We start from the raw sequence: 14,576 nt of genomic DNA, 5'->3' as shown, positions 1-14,576 counted from the left end.
CCCACAGCCTGTGGGTTCTCCTGTGGATAAGTCCAAGACATACTTTTCACCATTCCCATAAGCTGAGATCATGACGACGCTCCGGCAGCTCGAGTACCTGGTCGCTGTCGTCGACCTGGGCTCGTTCACCAAGGCGGCCGAGCTCCTGCACGTCACCCAGCCGGCGCTCTCCCACCAGATCCGCGCGCTCGAACGCTCCACCGGCAGCCCGCTGCTGGAGCGCCTTCCGCGCGCGGTGCGGCTGACCCCGACCGGCCGCGCGATGCTCCCGCACGCCCGCGCCGCGCTCGCCGACGCCGAGCGAGCCAACTGCGCCGCCCGCCAGGCAGCCGGGCTGGAGGTCGGCGAACTGCAGATCGCGACGCTCTACTCGATCAGCCTCGGCATCCTCCCGACCGCGCTCAAGGCCTGGCGCCGGACCCACCCGGACGTCGGCATCCGTCTCTTCGAGCACCGGCACACCGACGAGCTGGCCGAAGCGATGAGCGCCGGTCAGGCCGACCTCGCCGTCGGGCCGGCGCCGGCGAACTGGTCGGGCACCACCCAAGTCCTCGGCGACGAGGAACTGGTCGTGGTCGTCGCCACGGACGACCCGGCAGCGAGCGGGACCAGCATCCGCCTGAGCGACTTGGCCGACCGCAGCTGGGTGCACTACACGCCCGGCCACGGACTGGCCGACGTACTGAATCAGGCCTGTGCGAAGGCCGGATTCGAGCCGCGCGCCACCGTCCACACCGAGCAGACCGCCGCTGCCCCTGCCCTGGCGGCCGCCGGGCTCGGGCCCGCGCTGGTCCCGTCCAACATCCTGCCGCCCGCCTTCGACGGCCATGTACTACGAACCGAACCACCGACCCGCCGTACCCTCACGGCCTACACGCGCGGCGCCCCGGATCCACTCGCGGCCGCGTTCATCGAAGTACTGATGAGCGTCTGGCCGACGTAGTTACTGCTGCGGGCGGTTGCCAACGATGGCCGCTATCGGTGGGATGACGGCGGCGATCGCGCTCATTCCGATGGCGGCGGGGATCGAGAAGAGCCGGACCACGAACCAGGCGAGCACGATCAGGCCGATGCACGTGCCCATCAGCCAGAAGTACGCCTTGTGCTTGTCCGCCCTCGGCATCAGCACTCCTTTCGCCTACGACCAGTGTGCCGCGAAGCTGAAGGTGCGCTGAAGCCGGGCGTTCGCAGTACGGGCGGAAGGCCGGGCGATGGCACGATGGGCGGATGGTGGCGAGAGTCCTCGTGGTCGAGGACGCGGAGGCGATCCGGACCGCCGTCGGGATCGCCCTGGAAGAGGCCGGCTGCGAGGTGCTGACCCGCGCCGACGGCGACACGCTCGAACGCGACCTCGCGGAGTTCCGTCCCGACCTCGTCCTGCTCGACGTGATGCTGCCCGGGCGCGACGGGTTCACCCTGCTGGCGGTCGTGCGCAAGGTCTCGAATGCCGGGATCGTGCTGCTCACGGCTCGGGACGCCGTCGAGGACCGGCTGCACGGGCTACGAACCGGCGCCGACGACTACGTGGTCAAGCCGTTCGTGCTCGCCGAACTGATCGCCCGGGTCGAGGCCGTACTGCGTCGCATGGGCCGGCTGCGGCCCGTACTGGAGATCGACGACCTGGTGATCGACGTGGAGGCCAGCTCGGCGAGCCGCGGTGGGCGGACGCTCGACCTGACGGCGACCGAGCTGAAGCTGCTGATCTTCCTGGCCGGCCGCCGGGACAAGGTGGTCGGCAAGACGCAACTCCTGGCCGCGGTGTGGGGGTACGACGACTATTCCGCGAACCTGGTCGAGGTCCACGTCAGCGCGCTCCGCCGCAAACTCGGCACACCGCCGCTGCTCCACACCGTTCGCGGCGCCGGCTACACCTTGCGGAGTACGCCGTGAACACCCTGTCCTTGCGGCGACGCGTGACGATCACCGCGCTGCTCGTCCTGCTGATCGTGCTTCCCATCACGGGCCTGGCAGTGAAGGCGATCTTCGACGCACAATCCGAGCGCAACCTCAGCACCTTGCTCAACGGCCGCGCCCAGCTCGCCCAGCAGCTCGCCCGGCAAAACGTTGCCCCCGCCAACCTTGTCCGCCGAATCGATGCCGACGGCATCAGAGTCACCCTGATCCTTCGCAACGGTCAGCAGTTCGGCGCACCAGCCGTCGAGCCCACCGGCGACATCCGGCAGGTCAAGGCCACCCTCGCCGCCGGTCAACGCACTCGCGGCGCGACCTTGCTCCTGTCCGCCGACACCGCGTTGCTGGAGGACGCAAGCCGAACCCTGCAACGCGTTCTGTTCATCGCGGGTGCCGCTGCCCTGCTCATCACCGCCATCGCACTGGTCCTCGGCATGCGCGTCGCGCTGGCTCCTCTCGACGCGATGACCTCACTGGCTCGCTCGATTGCCGCAGGCCGACGTGGTGGCCGCCTGCAACCAACCCGCAGCGACACCGAACTCGGCCGGACCGCCGCCGCCTTCGACGAGATGCTCGACTCACTCGAAGGCGCCGAACGGACGGCCCGTGGCGCGGAGCAGTACATGCGCCAGTTCGTCGCCGACGCTGCCCACGAACTCCGGACGCCGGTCACCGGCCTGCAGACCGCCGCCGAAACCCTCCTCCAGCTCGGCCCCGGCGCCCCCGCCGAACGCCGCGAGGAACTCGAACTCCTGCTGGTCCGAGAATCCCGCCGCGCCGGCACCCTGGTCGCCGACCTGCTCGAACTGGCCCGGATCGACGCCGGCCTCGTACTGCGTCGCGAACCCGTCCTGCTGAAGCATCTCGTCCAGACCCAGGTCGATCGCCTCCGCCTGGTCTCCCCCGGCCACGTGGTCACGGTCATCGGCCCGGATCTCGAGGTTCAGGCCGATCGCGACCGGCTCACCCAGATCCTCGCCAACCTGCTCGACAACGCCCGCAACGCCACCGGTGACAGCGGAGTGATCGAAGTTGCGCTCAGCAACGGTCAGATTGTTGTCCAGGACAACGGTCCCGGCATCCCGCCGGAGGATCGGGAACGCATCTTCCAGCGGCTCGTCCATGGCGAGCGCAGTCGTGGCTCGGGTCTCGGGCTCCCGATCGCCCGAGGTTTCGCCCGCGCCCACTGCGGCGATCTGATCGCGATCGACCGCCCCGATGGCAAACCCGGCGCCGCCTTCCTGCTGACGCTGCCGGCCGTCAAACCTTGAGCAGTCCATCGATGTTCCCGGTGTGGCCGTCAAGGATCCGTTCCCCGTCGGCACCCAGTACGCCGCGCAGTACCGTGCCGTAGACATCCCGGAAGTCAGTTGTCGCGACCAGATCGCCATTCGCCAGGTCGGTGAGGCTCGGCTGCGCTCCGTAGAACCCGCCCTGCACCTTGTCGCCCAGCATGAACAGTGGGCCGGCCGTCCCGTGGTCGGTGCCGTCACTCCCATTCGCGTGCACCCGCCGCCCGAACTCGGAGTACACGAGTACGACGACCTGCCGGCCGCGATCGCTCTTCCGCATCCTTTGCACAAAAGGCGTCAGCGCACCGTCGAGCTCAGCCAGCAACCGTTCCTGGGTCCCTCGCTCGTCCGCATGTGTGTCGAACCCGCCCAGCGAAACGGAGTACGCCCGGGTCGGTACGCCCGCCTCGACCAGACCGGCCACGAGGTCGAGTTGCGCGCCGAGCTGAGACCCGCCACCGGCCGAGGCGCCCTTGGTCTTCTGCTCATCCTCGTCGTCGTCGCGCTCGTCCTGGTCATGCACCGCACCGCCGAGCACTCGCACCGCGTTCTGGAGATCGCCCAGCGACTTCGCCGCCTGCGCTTGCCAGTGCTCCTCACCGGGACTCGGCTTGCCCAATGCGGCGAACGCAGTACCGACTTTGCCTGAAGGAAGTTTCAACCCACGAACGGGTAGTGACGCTGCCGCCGTCGTCGCCCCTGCCAGCAACGGCGGCAGCGTCGGCTCCACCGACACGGCGTGCAGCGGGTCGGCACCGGTCGCGTCGAGCCAACGTCCCAGCCATCCTGTCGGCACGGGCGACTTCGGCGCCGCGGTCTGCCAGATCGCCATCGACCGGAAATGGCTCCGGTCCGGCTGCGGATAGCCGACCCCGCGCACGATCGCCAGCGCCTTGTCGTCCCACAACCCCTTCAGCCCTTTGAGTCCGGGGTTGAGGCCGAGCCCGTCGCCCAGATCCAGTACTTCGTTCTGCTCGTACGCCAGGTCAGGCCGCGCCTTCTGGTACTCCGGATCGCCGGCCGGTACGACGGTGTTCAATCCGTCGTTGCCGCCGTACAGGGTGACCACCACCAGCACGGAATCCTCGCTCTGCAAGGGATTCTCGACTGCCGCGCCCATCAGGTCCGACCAGCTCACCTGGGTCGCGCCGACGGCGAGGGCTCCGGCCGCGGTGGCTCCGCTCATGGTCAGGAACCGGCGTCGGGTCAGGTTGTCCATGATCCTCCTCAACCGCTCACTACGTATTCGGGCGCGCAGGCCGCCACCGCGGTCAACTGCGCAGGATCGGTCAAACCGGCCAGGGCATCCTTCGTCCGCGCCGACCACGCGTCCACCCCAAGCAGCACCCGTACGCCGTCCACGCTCAACTTCTCCAGCTGAGCCTGCTTGACCAAGAGCTGTGCGAGCTGCAACCGTGCCACCCCGGCAGAGGTGGTCAGCCAGCTCGCGCCAGACGGCCACCCGCCGACGCTCGGCGGACGGAACGGCACCTGGCCCATTCCCCGAAGCCCAGCGAGCACCTTCAGCCGCGTCTTGTCGTCGAACTTCGCCGGCCGCACGTTGAGCGCCCGCATCAGGCCGACAGCCCATTCGACTGGCTGCTTCACCATCGCCGAGGAGGTATCCCGAAAGGCCGGCTCGGCCACGATCGCCTTCAGCACCGCCTGGATGTCCCGCTTGCTCCCGTACGCCGCAACCAGCCGCGCCAGCGTTTGCGCCGACGGCGGCGTCGGCGAGACGAGCCGGAACCAGAGCCGCCCGACCACGAAGGCAGCGGACTCCGGCTTCGCCAAAGCCAGGTCGGCGAAGGCCTTCGCGTCGAAGTCACCGGTCTTGCCGAAGATGGTCTTCGGGTCCGAGTCGTAGCGCTTCGGGACGAACCTGGCCTCCGCCGAAGTCCGCCGTACGGTCCAGCCGGTGAGCGCGCGAGCGGCTTCGAAGACGTCGACCTCGGTGTACTGACCGATGCCGAGCGTGAAGAGCTCCAGGAACTCCCGGGCCAGATTCTCGTTGGGCGATCCCTTGCGGTTGTCGTTGGCGTCGAGCCAGCGGATCATCGCGGCGTCCACGATCATCGCGTGCGCGAGTTCGGTGAAGCTGCCGCGGGCGTTGGCCCGGAAGAGCTGGTTCTGCGCCAGCATCGACCGCGGGCTCCGCACCTTCTGACTACTCGTCGCGAAGTGCCCATGCCAGAACCAGGTCAGCCGTTCGGTCGCACGCTCCCCGGCCACCATCCGGTCCAGCCACCAGGTCGCGAGCGCCAACTCCTGCCCAGCCCGGCCTTTGTTCGCCGCCTTCTTGGCTTCCTTGTCGCCCTTGGCCGCCATCGGCAGCTCTGTCAGTGCGGGCGGCGGCGCCCCCGCCTCGGCCGCAGTACCGAACAACCGCACGACCGCCGCGTCGAACCCGGCATCCACCGCCCCCGGCTCAGGCCCGAACCCGAACCGGTCGTACAGCCGCCTGACGGCAGCTCGTTCACTGATCTCACCCATACCCCCGATCCTGGCCAGCGGACTCCCACCAGACCAGGATCGGCCGGACATCTTCAGTCAACCCACAGGGAGTTTCGTATGCTCGAACCATCACATCGATGTGAGACTGGAGGCGACCGTGCGAATCGGTGAACTGTCGGAGCGGACCGGTACGCCGCGGAGGCTGCTGCGGTACTACGAGGAGCAGGAGCTGATCGCGTCGGAGCGGTCCGCCAACGGCTACCGCAGCTACACCGAGGGGACCATCGATCGGGTGGTGCAGGTTCGCGGGTTGCTCGATGCGGGGCTGCCGACGCGGATCATCAAGCAGATCCTGCCCTGCCTCGACAAGCCACGAGCGATCCACGTCGAGGACGCGGACCCGGAGATGATCGCGACGCTCGAGCGTGAGCGCGACCGGATGACCGCGCGAATCGACTGCCTGGCCCGCAACCGCGACGCGGTCGCGGAGTACCTGGATGCGGTGTTAGACCTTCGCGGGCAGGGCGAGCTGGGCCAGGGCGTCGACGAGCGGAGCTAGCTCCGGGAACTCCGACGCCTTCTGCAACGCGGCAGTCAGTACTTCGTCGTGCGTCGGCTCGGCCTGGGCGAGCAACTCACGGCCGGCCTGGGTGACCTCCGTGTAGATGCCCCGGCGATCCGTCGGGCACAGGTAGCGCTCCAGCAGCTTGCGGTCCTCGAGCCGATTCACCAGCCGCGTGGTCGCCGACTGACTGAGCACGACCGCGTTCGACAGCTGGTTCATCCGCAGGTGGTGCTCGTCCTGCCGGGCCAGCACGTCGAGCACGGAGTACTCGCTCACCGACAGCCCGTGCTGCTTCTGCAGCGCGCGCTCCAGCTCGTCCTCGATCCGGGCATGCAGAGCGGCGAGCGTCCGCCAGCCCTGAGCCCGCGCCTCAGCGGCGTCATCCGGTAGTCCCACAGCCCCTCCTCCTTAATTCCTTCCCCGCCCCACCGCCCCGAGCAGGTCCTCAACTTGAACAATACCGTTGCGTGAGGCAGCATGAAGCTCATGCAATAGCCCGCGTGTGCAACTATCGCGGACGCCGGTAACAGCCACAAGACTACCTTCGAGGAGAAATCCAGTCATGCCTGCCGCGTTACTAGCGCTGGCCATCGGTGCCTTCGGGATCGGCACCACCGAGTTCGTCATCATGGGCCTGCTGCCCGAAGTCGCCACCGACTTCGGCGTCAGCATCCCGTCCGCCGGTCTGCTGATCTCCGGTTACGCCCTCGGCGTCGTCGTCGGCGCCCCACTGCTGACCGCGATCGGGTCCAAGATCTCCCGCAAGACCGTGCTGCTCACGCTGATGGGCGTCTTCATCGTCGGCAACCTGATCTCCGCGCTCGCCCCGACGTACGGCGTACTGATGACCGGGCGGATCGTGGCGGCGCTATCGCACGGCGCGTTCTTCGGCGTCGGCTCCGTGGTCGCCGCATCCCTGGTGCCGAAGGCGAAACAGGCCAGTGCGATCGCGCTGATGTTCACCGGGCTGACCGTCGCGAACGTCTTCGGCGTACCGGGTGGCACGGCGCTCGGGCAGCAGTTCGGCTGGCGGTCCACCTTCTGGGCGGTCACCGTGCTCGGCGTGATCGGGCTGCTCGGCATCCTGTTCCTGGTCCCGCGGCAGAGCGTCAGCGAAGGCCCCGGGCTGCGCAGCGAGCTGGCGGTCTTCCGCAACCTGCAGGTCTGGCTTGCGCTGGCGATGACGGCGCTCGGTTTCGCCGGGGTGTTCGCATCCTTCACCTACATCGCGCCGATGATGTCCGAGGTGGCCGGCTTCTCGTCTGGTGCCGTCACCTGGCTGCTCGTGCTGTTCGGCGGCGGTCTGGTGGTGGGCAACCTGCTCGGCGGCAAGGCGGCCGATCGCTCGTTGATGCCCAGCCTGTACGCGATCCTGGCGCTGCTCGCCGTCGTCCTGGTGGCCTTCGTTTTCACCGCCCACGGACGAGTACTGTCCGCGGTGACGATCGCGCTGTTCGGTGCGGCCGGCTTCGCGACCGTGGCGCCGCTGCAGAAGCGAGTGATGGACAAGGCGGCCGGCGCACCGGCGCTCGCGTCCGCGGCGAACATCGCCGCCTTCAACCTCGGCAACGCGGTCGGCGCTTACCTCGGCGGCCTCACCATCGAACACGGCCTCGGCTACACCGCCCCCAACTGGGTCGGCGCGACCCTTGCCACAGCAGGCCTCGCAGTCGCCCTGACCTCCGGCCTGCTGGACCGGCGGCGGCGTACCGGCGTACGTCCCGAACCTGTCCTCACCACTGTCTGATTCTCAGCAGGACGCGTAGAACCGGCCGACCGCGCGGTCCCCACGTCATAAGCCACCCCCTTGAACGTCAGCCCTCGGTTGATTCGGCTGGATTCGCGAGGCTTTTCAGTCATGACACTGAGTTTTCGCCGTCAGCCCGCCGGTTTCGTCGGTCCGAGTTGCTCACCGCGCGACTTAGGTCTGTGACACAGCACTGCGCCGTCACAGATGTGCCCAAGCAATCGCTTGCGCTACCCACCGTGTTCGGACAACTCTTCTCCGCATACGGCCGCCCCGCCCAGCGCGGCCCGACTGATTACCTGGAGTGTGAGGCATGACAGGAAAGTTCAAGTTCCGCGCAGTGCTCGCCGCCGCCGTGGTCGCCGTCGCATCGGCCGGCGCGCTCGCCCCCGCCGAAGCGCGAACCCCACCGCCCGGTACCAACATCGTCGGCGGCACCACCGCCAGCACCGCACAGGTCCCCTGGATGATCGCGCTGAACAACAGCCGCTCGTCCTCCCCCGTCGGCCAGTACTGCGGCGCCACGCTGGTCAAGGCGAACAAGATCGTCACCGCCGCGCACTGCATGGGGCAGGCGATGAGCACCTACACGGCGATCCAGGGCCGCGACAACCTGAACTCGACCACCGGCGGCAAGACCTCGAAGATCTCCAAGATCTGGAAGGACCCGCTGTACGGCCGGGCCGCCGGACACGACGTCGCCGTCCTGACCCTGGCCACTCCGTTCACCGGCGTCGCCACCCTGCCGCTGGAGACCAGCCGCGCAGCGGACGCCGTCGGCGCGCGGCCGACCACCTACGGGTACGGCGAGACCGAGGGCACCGGCCCGGCGAACCGCCTGCAGAAGGTTGTCGTCCCAGTCCTCGGCGACGCGTACTGCCGTAGCGTCTACGCGAGCTATGACTACGTCGCGAACGGCGAGATCTGCGCCGGTTACAAGGCCGGCGGCAAGGACTCCTGCCAGGGCGACTCCGGCGGCCCGCTGGTCCTGAACGGCCGGCTCTTCGGTGTCGTCTCCTGGGGCATCGGCTGCGCCGACGCCGGCAACCCGGGCGTGTACGCCGAGGTCGCCTCGTACGCCGCGGCACTGACCACCCAGATCAACAACTAGCTCCACCACCGTGGATGGCCGGCCGCACCTGGGCCGGCCATTCTCATGCCCGCAACCGCTCCCGCGACAAGCCCACATCTGGTGGGCTTGGACATGAAACGGCGGCCCTGAACAAGGTCTGCGCTGTTCAAGCCCACCAGTTTGTGTTCAAGCCCACCAGATGTGGGCTTGCCTGCAGCAGCCTCATGGCGGGTCAGTCGAAGTTGCTTGCCTGAAGCAACCTCGTGGTCAGCCCACCGGCTTGGCGATGACGACTGCGTTGCTCAGGTACTTGCTGCCGTCCCAGTCCTCGCACGTGACCAGGACCAGTCGACCGGACACCCCTTGGTCGAAGAGGCGAGCGGCCTGCTTGGCCAGCGCCCCCTTGCGGTAGACCGCGACACCCACGACCGAGTACTTGATCGCGCCTTTGCCGGTTGTCACCGTGACCGTGTCACCGGCCCGGAGCTGTTCGAGGTCGTCGAAGGCGCCTCCACCGTTGTGCACGGTGTGGCCGGTGATGATCGCCGAGCCCCTCGTCGCTCCAGGACGAGCACCTTCGGACCACCAGCCGACGAGGCGGGGGTTGGACGGCGGGATCAACGCGCCACCCCTGGCGCGGATGCCGAGCACGCGGGCCGAGATGCCGAGGCTCGGGACTGACACCCGCACGGGAGTGCCCGACTTGGGGCGCTTGGCCGGTGTCGTCTTCGGCGCGGATGATTCGCTGGCGCTCTTCGTCGGTGTACCGGTCGGCGTGCGGGTGGTTGATGGCGCCGGCTTCACCGCTGGAGCCGGCCTCGAGGATCGAGCCGTCGCAGTCGGGCTTTGGGGCTGGGTCTGGCCGCTCTGGTCGGCGACCGAGGAGTCACCCCTGAACTGCACGTAACCGCCGAACAGGACCAGCGCGGCGCCGGCCGCCAGGATCGCTGCCGTCCACCGAGGTGAACGGGAGCGGCCCTGGCGGCGACGCCTACCAGGCGTGTCAGGCGGCGTGGGTTCCACGACGCTTCAGGGACTTCAGTACACCTGCGGCCAGCAGGATGGCACCGAAGGCCAGCAGTACTCCGCCCCAGACTCCCTGGTGGCTGGAGCTGGCCGAAGTGCTCGACAGTTCCGGGCTGGACAGACCGGCATCAACCTCGGTCGGCACGACTACCGGAGGCGTGCTCTCGCTCGGCGTACCCGACGGGCTGACGGTCGGGGTCTCCGAAGGCGTTCCGCTCGGGGATTCCGAAGGGGTGTCCGACGGCGTGACGCTCGGGGTGTCCGAAGGAGTCACCGACGGGGTCTCGCTCGGCGTCTCGCTCGGCGTCTCGGAAGGCGTTTCCGACGGGGTCTCGCTCGGCGTCTCGGAAGGCGTCTCCGACGGCGTCTCGCTCGGCGTCTCCGAAGGAGTCACCGTCGGCGTCTCGGTCGGCGTCTCGGTGGGAGTCGGCGTCGGCGTGGTCGGCTTGCCGTAGCAGAAGTTGACGTGGCTCAGGCCGTAGAACGGAAGGTTCTTGTTTCCCTCGTTCACCGGCGTGTGCAGCGACGTACCGAGCAGGACGCCGCCCGGGCGGTAGTCGTAGAAGTTCGCGACCGGACCGCCCTTGACGATCACGCCGAGCACGGTTCCACCGACGGCGGTGAAGTCGATGACCTGGCTACCGGTCTGGTCACCGGCGTGCGCCGGGTCGTCGACGAGCAGCGTGCGGACCGCCATCGTGACCGTGACGCCGTTCTCGGACTTCACGCCGGCGTTCGGCGGGTCGAACTTGATCTCCTGCGAGCCAGGGATCAGCTCGGCGCAGGTCGGGTTGCCGGGCTTCAGGATCCCGTCGGCCGAGGCCGACGGTGCGAGCGCCACGGTGAGCCCACCCAGCGCCAGCGCGATGGCACCGGCACCGCCGAGCAGCGCCGCACCCCTGGAACTCATTGCCTTGAGCGCACCAGGGCGCTCCGACTTCGCTTCCTCGTTCACAGGACTCTTTTTCTCCACTGGTCATGCCTGTCCGAAAGGACGGGCTTGCGATGTGTCGTGCGTCCCCGTCCGGTCCGGCCAACTACGCCAGAGCCGCCCCCAGTGACCTGCCCTCGGCATTCTGGTGGGCATTCGTTGTCGAAGGCAAGCCATCGGGCCGCGGCTCGCCGGGCCTTCAGATAACGAAACGCACATCCGCGTCTTCGAGCGCGCTGGGTAGTCGGAACGGTGCTGAATCTGGACGTGACCACCAGTTGACCGAGGCAACTAATACGCTGTATTTCGTTCTGGAACGCCGTATCAGTAGGCTTTCGCGAATGGCACGCGAGGCGGATGAGAAGACGGTGCTCGGATCGGTCTGGTTGCGGGCCGAGCCGGGTGAGACGCGGGCGCCGCTGAGCCGGGAAGACATCGTCCGGACCGCGATCGAGATGCTCGACCGGGACGGGCTGGAGAAGCTCTCGATGCGGAGGATGGCCGCGGAGCTCGGTACCGCGGCGACGTCGGCGCTCTACTGGCGAGTGGCGAACAAGAACGATCTGCTCGAGCTGGCGGTCGACTCGGTGCTCGCCGGAGCACTGGCGCCCGCCGATGAGGGCGACTGGCGCGATCAACTGACGACGCTCGCGCGGGCGGCGTACGAAGTACTGGCTGAGCATCAGTGGGCGGCTCAGTTGCTGGCCAGTCATGCCGGGCTGGGGCCGAACTACCAGGCTTATGCGGAGCGTGTGCTGACGATCCTGAGCGCTGCGGGCTTCAAGGGAGTCCATCTGGACGCGGCGGTGTCAGCGGTCATCCACTACGTCGTCGGCGCCGCGGTCACCGACGCCGCCTGGACCGCGACGGTACGCCGAAGCGGGCTGGGCGAGCGCGAATGGTCCACCGCTGCGGGCGATCAGCTGGGCGTGGGCGCCGCCACCCTCGCCGCCTATCTCAGCCGCGAAGACCTGGCCGGCCCCGAGGCCCGCTTTCTCACCGGCCTCCGCGCCATCCTCATCGGCCTCCGCCCCCGCCAGCTCTCCTGAGCGGGTTGCTGTACCTAACGACAGGAAGTAGTCGGCCGTTCGGCGGGGCGGCACGCTCAGAGAGGCGGCGGCCGGTCGCCGTAGAGGGACTACTTCCTGTCGTTAGGTACAACGCCTCAGAGGTCGGCCAGGATCTTGGCCGGCGATTCGAAGGCGTCGGCCACGAAGCGGAGGAAGGCGGCCGCGGTGCCGCCGTCGCAGACGCGGTGGTCGAAGACGAGGGAGAGCTGGGTGAGTTTGCGGATCGCGAGCTCGCCGTCGACGACCCAGGGGCGATCGATGATCCGGCCGACGCCGAGGATCGCGACCTGGGGGTGGTTGATGATCGCCGCGCTGCCGTCGACGCCGAAGCTGCCGTAGTTGTTCAGCGTGAACGACCCACACGCCAGCTCGTGAGCCGTCAGCCGGCCGTCGCGCGCTGCTGTCGTCAGCCGGCGGATCTCCGCGTCGAGGCCGCGCGCGGTGAGCAGGTGCGCGTCGGCGACAGCCGGTACGACGAGGCCGCGCTCGGTCTGTGCCGCTAGGCCGAGGTTGACGCCGTCGTACTGGACCAGTTCTTCACGCGCGGTGTCGACGAAGCCGTTGAGCTCCGGGTGCTTCTTCAACCCGGCGACCACGAACCGCGCCATCAGCGCGAGCAGGCCCGGTCCGGGATCCGTTGCTGACCGCAACGACTCGCGCAGCTCGAGCAGGGCGGTCGCATCCACGTCCACCCAGGTCGTAGCCTCCGGAATCTCCCGCCGGCTCCGGCTCAAAGTAGCCGCCACAGCCTTCCGGAACCCACTCATCGGAACCCGCCGCAACTCCACCAGCCCGGTCCGCGAGTCAGCAGTTTCCTCAACCACCACAGGCTTCTCAGCCTTCGCCGAGAGAGCAGCCTCCACATCCCGGCGAACAATCAGCCCGCCCGCCCCAGATCCATCCACCTGCCGAAGATCCACCCCACCATCTCGAGCCATCCGCCGAACCAACGGCGAAATCACCAAAGGAACACGCGCCTGCGGCGCAGCCGCGGCGGCGCTGGCGTGTGCGGAGCTGGCGTGTGCGGAGCTGCCCGGCGCGGCCGGGGAAGCGGCAGTGTCCGGCACGGCCGGCACGGCCGGCACGGAAGCGCCTAGCGCTGTTGCGGAGGAACGCGGCGTAGTCGCGCGACTGGGCTCCGCTGGGAGCCGGTGTGCGGTGGTAGGCGTGCGGGGTTTGCGGCGGCGGCCGGAGGTGGCGCCTTCGGGGGTGCCGTAGCCGATCAGGACGTTGCCGGAGCCTGCTTTTTCTTCTTCTCGGTAGGTTTCCGCGGACGGGGAGAGGATCCCGATGGTGATCAGCGGCTTGCCGACGTCGATGGTGGTGCCTTCGGGGCCGTGGAGTTCGGCGACGACGCCGGCGTACGGGGACGGCACCTCGACGATCGACTTCGCCGTCTCGACCTCCGCGACGGGGGCGTCGACCGCGACCACGTCGCCGACCGCGACCAGCCAGCGCACGATCTCAGCCTCGGTCAGCCCTTCGCCGAGGTCGGGCAGCAGGAAGGTCTGGGTGCCGCTCACGAGTCCTCCCACTGCAGGGTGTCGACCGCGTCGAGGATCCGGTCGACGCCAGGCAGTTGGTGCCGCTCCAGCTTCGGCGGCGGGTACGGGATGTCGAACCCGGTCACCCGCCGGATCGGCGCCGCCAGCGAGTGGAAGCACCTTTCGGTGACCCGGGCAACGATCTCCGAGGACACACTCGCAAACCCACTGGCTTCAGCAACCACAACAGCCCGCCCGGTACTCCGAACAGCCGCGCAAACCGTCTCGTCATCGAAGGGAACGATCGACCGCAGATCAACCACCTGCAGCTGGCGACCTTCGGCGGCAGCCGCCTCGGCAGCCTCCATCGCGATCGGCACCGCCGGCCCGTACGCGATCAGTGTCGCGTCACCGCCATCACGCCGTACGACGGCCTTCCCGATCCCCGGCTCCTCGACGCTCAGGTCGACCTCTTCCTTGGCCCAGTAGAGCTTCTTGGGCTCCATGAAGATCACCGGGTCCGGGAACTCGATTGCCCTGCGCAACAATGTGTACGCGTCGGAAACGGTGGCCGGGGCAACGACCGTAAGGCCCGGGGTGTGCGCGTAGTACGACTCGGACGAGTCACAGTGGTGCTCGACCCCGCCGATGCCACCGGCGTACGGCATCCGGATCACCATCGGCAGGGTGATCTTGCCGCGGGTCCGGTTCCGCATCTTCGCCACGTGGCTCACGACCTGCTCGAAGGCCGGGTAGCCGAACGCGTCGAACTGCATCTCGACGACCGGCCGCATCCCGTTCATCGCCATCCCGACCGCCATCCCGACGATGCCGGCCTCGGCCAACGGGGTGTCGAAGCAACGATCCTCGCCGAACTCCGCGGTCAGCCCGTCGGTGATCCGGAACACCCCGCCGAGCGCGCCGACATCCTCGCCGAACATCAGCACGGTGTCGTCGGCCCGCATCGCGTCCCGCAAAGCCTGGTTCAGCCCCTGCGCCATGGAGAGCTTCTCGTGCGGCATGG

16 protein-coding genes are annotated in these 14,576 nt (G+C 68.4%); 8 read left to right on the top strand and 8 right to left on the bottom strand.

Annotated elements, in window-relative coordinates; all coding sequences use genetic code 11:
* Positions 1 to 70: 70 nt before the first annotated feature.
* Positions 71 to 943 carry a LysR family transcriptional regulator gene (locus A3ES_RS0103815; RefSeq protein ID WP_020385454.1) on the top strand — a complete coding sequence of 291 codons (873 nt, stop codon included), beginning with the start codon at positions 71 to 73 and terminating at the stop codon, positions 941 to 943.
* Here the strand turns inward: A3ES_RS0103815 and A3ES_RS0103810 are convergent, their stop codons facing one another.
* Positions 944 to 1,123: a DUF3099 domain-containing protein gene (locus A3ES_RS0103810; protein ID WP_020385453.1), complete on the bottom strand. Its 180-nt coding sequence runs from the start codon at positions 1,121 to 1,123 to the stop codon at positions 944 to 946.
* Positions 1,124 to 1,227: 104 nt separating this feature from the next.
* On the opposite strand from A3ES_RS0103810, the gene A3ES_RS0103805 reads away from it, so the two are divergent.
* Entirely contained in the window at positions 1,228 to 1,890 is a 663-nt protein-coding gene (locus A3ES_RS0103805; RefSeq protein WP_020385452.1) for a response regulator transcription factor, read from the top strand.
* On the top strand, positions 1,887 to 3,182 hold the full coding sequence (locus A3ES_RS0103800) for a sensor histidine kinase (RefSeq protein WP_020385451.1): 1,296 nt from the start codon (positions 1,887 to 1,889) through the stop codon (positions 3,180 to 3,182). Before A3ES_RS0103805 ends, A3ES_RS0103800 begins: the two co-directional genes overlap by 4 nt.
* Here A3ES_RS0103800 and A3ES_RS0103795 read toward each other — a convergent pair.
* Together A3ES_RS0103795 and A3ES_RS0103790 are read right to left on the bottom strand one after the other, a co-directional pair.
* Positions 3,172 to 4,422 carry a DUF1501 domain-containing protein gene (locus A3ES_RS0103795; RefSeq protein ID WP_020385450.1) on the bottom strand — a complete coding sequence of 417 codons (1,251 nt, stop codon included), beginning with the start codon at positions 4,420 to 4,422 and terminating at the stop codon, positions 3,172 to 3,174. The genes A3ES_RS0103800 and A3ES_RS0103795 overlap by 11 nt on opposite strands.
* An 8-nt stretch (positions 4,423 to 4,430) precedes the next feature.
* A complete protein-coding gene (locus A3ES_RS0103790) occupies positions 4,431 to 5,696 on the bottom strand; it encodes a DUF1800 domain-containing protein (RefSeq protein WP_020385449.1) in 1,266 nt (421 codons plus the stop codon).
* 118 nt (positions 5,697 to 5,814) lie between these two features.
* On the opposite strand from A3ES_RS0103790, the gene A3ES_RS0103785 reads away from it, so the two are divergent.
* Positions 5,815 to 6,216, top strand: a complete 402-nt coding sequence (locus A3ES_RS0103785) for a MerR family transcriptional regulator (protein ID WP_020385448.1) — start codon at positions 5,815 to 5,817, stop codon at positions 6,214 to 6,216.
* Here A3ES_RS0103785 and A3ES_RS0103780 read toward each other — a convergent pair.
* Positions 6,163 to 6,618, bottom strand: coding sequence for a MarR family winged helix-turn-helix transcriptional regulator (locus A3ES_RS0103780; protein ID WP_020385447.1), 456 nt, complete (start codon positions 6,616 to 6,618; stop codon positions 6,163 to 6,165). The genes A3ES_RS0103785 and A3ES_RS0103780 overlap by 54 nt on opposite strands.
* A 166-nt stretch (positions 6,619 to 6,784) precedes the next feature.
* Here A3ES_RS0103780 and A3ES_RS0103775 point away from each other — a divergent pair, with 166 nt between their 5' ends.
* Both A3ES_RS0103775 and A3ES_RS0103770 read left to right on the top strand, forming a co-directional pair.
* On the top strand, positions 6,785 to 7,969 hold the full coding sequence (locus A3ES_RS0103775) for an MFS transporter (RefSeq protein WP_020385446.1): 1,185 nt from the start codon (positions 6,785 to 6,787) through the stop codon (positions 7,967 to 7,969).
* A 313-nt stretch (positions 7,970 to 8,282) separates the two neighbouring features.
* Complete coding sequence (locus tag A3ES_RS0103770; RefSeq protein WP_020385445.1) at positions 8,283 to 9,080, top strand: S1 family peptidase; 798 nt, start codon at positions 8,283 to 8,285, stop codon at positions 9,078 to 9,080.
* Between the two features lie 228 nt (positions 9,081 to 9,308).
* Here the strand turns inward: A3ES_RS0103770 and A3ES_RS55915 are convergent, their stop codons facing one another.
* A complete protein-coding gene (locus A3ES_RS55915) occupies positions 9,309 to 9,725 on the bottom strand; it encodes a class F sortase (protein WP_237744844.1) in 417 nt (138 codons plus the stop codon).
* 19 nt (positions 9,726 to 9,744) lie between these two features.
* On the opposite strand from A3ES_RS55915, the gene A3ES_RS55910 reads away from it, so the two are divergent.
* A complete protein-coding gene (locus A3ES_RS55910) occupies positions 9,745 to 9,948 on the top strand; it encodes a hypothetical protein (protein WP_237744843.1) in 204 nt (67 codons plus the stop codon).
* Positions 9,949 to 10,044: 96 nt separating this feature from the next.
* Here the strand turns inward: A3ES_RS55910 and A3ES_RS0103760 are convergent, their stop codons facing one another.
* Positions 10,045 to 10,977, bottom strand: coding sequence for a superantigen-like protein SSL4 (locus tag A3ES_RS0103760; RefSeq protein WP_237744842.1), 933 nt, complete (start codon positions 10,975 to 10,977; stop codon positions 10,045 to 10,047).
* Positions 10,978 to 11,339: 362 nt separating this feature from the next.
* On the opposite strand from A3ES_RS0103760, the gene A3ES_RS0103755 reads away from it, so the two are divergent.
* Positions 11,340 to 12,047 carry a TetR/AcrR family transcriptional regulator C-terminal domain-containing protein gene (locus A3ES_RS0103755; RefSeq protein WP_020385441.1) on the top strand — a complete coding sequence of 236 codons (708 nt, stop codon included), beginning with the start codon at positions 11,340 to 11,342 and terminating at the stop codon, positions 12,045 to 12,047.
* 116 nt (positions 12,048 to 12,163) lie between these two features.
* On the opposite strand, the gene A3ES_RS0103750 is transcribed toward A3ES_RS0103755, so the two are convergent.
* Positions 12,164 to 13,591, bottom strand: a complete 1,428-nt coding sequence (locus A3ES_RS0103750) for a dihydrolipoamide acetyltransferase family protein (RefSeq protein ID WP_020385440.1) — start codon at positions 13,589 to 13,591, stop codon at positions 12,164 to 12,166.
* Positions 13,588 to 14,574 carry an alpha-ketoacid dehydrogenase subunit beta gene (locus A3ES_RS0103745; RefSeq protein ID WP_020385439.1) on the bottom strand — a complete coding sequence of 329 codons (987 nt, stop codon included), beginning with the start codon at positions 14,572 to 14,574 and terminating at the stop codon, positions 13,588 to 13,590. Before A3ES_RS0103745 ends, A3ES_RS0103750 begins: the two co-directional genes overlap by 4 nt.
* Positions 14,575 to 14,576: the final 2 nt, after the last annotated feature.

Origin of the sequence: Kribbella catacumbae DSM 19601 (assembly GCF_000372465.1) — a bacterium.
Taxonomy (GTDB): Bacteria; Actinomycetota; Actinomycetes; order Propionibacteriales; family Kribbellaceae; genus Kribbella; species Kribbella catacumbae.
The sequence above is the reverse complement of the archived record's forward strand: the minus strand, read 5'-3'. Positions and strand labels throughout refer to the sequence as shown.